Annotated in this window: 1 protein-coding gene; it reads left to right on the top strand. The window is 66.7% G+C overall.

The features are described 5' to 3' along the window. The first annotated feature begins 256 nt into the window (after positions 1 to 256). Entirely contained in the window at positions 257 to 1432 is a 1176-nt protein-coding gene (locus ACOADB_RS02150) for an IS110 family transposase (protein ID WP_378596265.1), read from the top strand. Positions 1433 to 1596: the final 164 nt, after the last annotated feature.

Genomic DNA, 1596 nt, shown 5'->3' with positions numbered 1-1596 from the left:
ATTTCCGCAACGAACGAAGTGCTACACACCTCTTGCATCTGCGGCAGAGTTTCGTCCGTCATAAACCCCTGTGGGGCCGCAGCGCCGCCGGGAAGGCTCTACCTCTTGCTGCCCGTCCCCCGCCCTTCGGCGGTGGTCGTGGTTCTGAGAATGGTTGCCTCCCGGCGGCGTCCCCCGGGTCGGCGGTGACGCCCGATAGAGGCATGGGAACCACCAGCAACACAGTTGTTCTGCAGATGCTTGCGCGTCGCCGACCATGCGGACCCAGGACTCCGATCCTGAAAGGCACCGCTCCTTGTACGCCGGCATCGACACCCACAAAGACACCCTCGCGGTCGCGGTCATCGACCAAACAGGACTGCTTATCGCTTCTCGCGAACTTCCCAACACCAGCTCCGGATTCACCGAACTCACCGACCTGCTGACCACCCACAGCGTCGAACGCGTCGGGATCGAAGGCTCAGGCGCCTACGGTCGCGCCGTCGCAGTCCACCTCGCCCTGGACCACCCCGACGAGACACTCGCGGTGGTCGAGGTACCCACGCTGATGACCTCCCGCGAGCGACGCGCCAAGCCCGGTCAGGGCAAGACCGACCCCGTCGACGCGCTCGCGATCGCACGGATCACTGCCCGCGAACCCGCGCTCCCGCCGGTGCGGCTGACCGTCGGACCGGCCGCGGACATGCGAGCGCTTCTGGACTACCGCGACGAGCTCATCGTCGAACGAACAGCCTTGGCCAACCGCGTCCACGCCGAGCTCGCCGGACTGCTGCCCGGCTACCAGCACCAGATCGGCTCGTTGACCACCAAGGTCCGCATCCACCAAGCCATCGACCTCCTGGGCCAGATCACGGGTCCAGGCGCGGTCCGCGCCGACCTCTCGCGCCGCCGCCTCGAGCGGATCCTGGCCATCGACACCGAAGCTGGTGAGCTGCGCAAGACCATCGCCGGACTGGTCGAGGACACCGGCACCACACTGCCCGAGGAGTACGGCATCGGTCCGCTGATCGCCGCCCGCTTCATCGCCGAGGTCGTCGACGTACGCCGCTACCCCACCCGCGACACCTTCGCCGCAGCCAACGGCACAGCTCCCATCCCAGCATCATCAGGGCGCACCGTGCGGCACCGGTTCAACCCCGGAGGGAACCGACAACTCAACCGGGCGCTCTACACGGTCGCGATCACCCAGATCCGCGCCGATACCGAGGGCCGGCGCTACTACGAAGCCAAACGAGCCCAAGGCAAGACCCGACGCGAAGCCCTGCGCTGCCTCAAACGACGACTCTCCGACGTCGTCTACCGCCGCATGCGCGCCGACATCCGCGCCCACGAAGTCGTACAACAACCAGCAGCTACCGGCGCGAACGGGCAACGACGAGGAACGCTGGCGGTGGATGCGGGCGACGCAAACGAGGCACGACTGACGGCCTGAAACGGCCAGCGGCGTGACAGAACTTCCAGCCCCGATCCTGCTCTTCGCTGAAGCGTTCGCCCCGCATCCACCTGCGCACGAGGCTACTCCCGGAACCCGTCTCGCGAAGCGCTGGACATAGAGGCCCATTGCCGGCACGTCCGATGTTTCGATTGTGCGAAACA

Origin of the sequence: Nocardioides sp. CPCC 206348 (genome assembly GCF_048654705.1) — a bacterium.
Taxonomy (GTDB): Bacteria; Actinomycetota; Actinomycetes; order Propionibacteriales; family Nocardioidaceae; genus Nocardioides.
The sequence above is the reverse complement of the archived record's forward strand: the minus strand, read 5'-3'. Positions and strand labels throughout refer to the sequence as shown.

What these genes read in the sequence shown, in the direction of transcription:
- ACOADB_RS02150 (WP_378596265.1), top strand. Translation starts at nt 257, where the DNA reads ATGCGGACCCAGGACTCCGATCCTGAAAGGCACCGCTCCTTGTACGCC.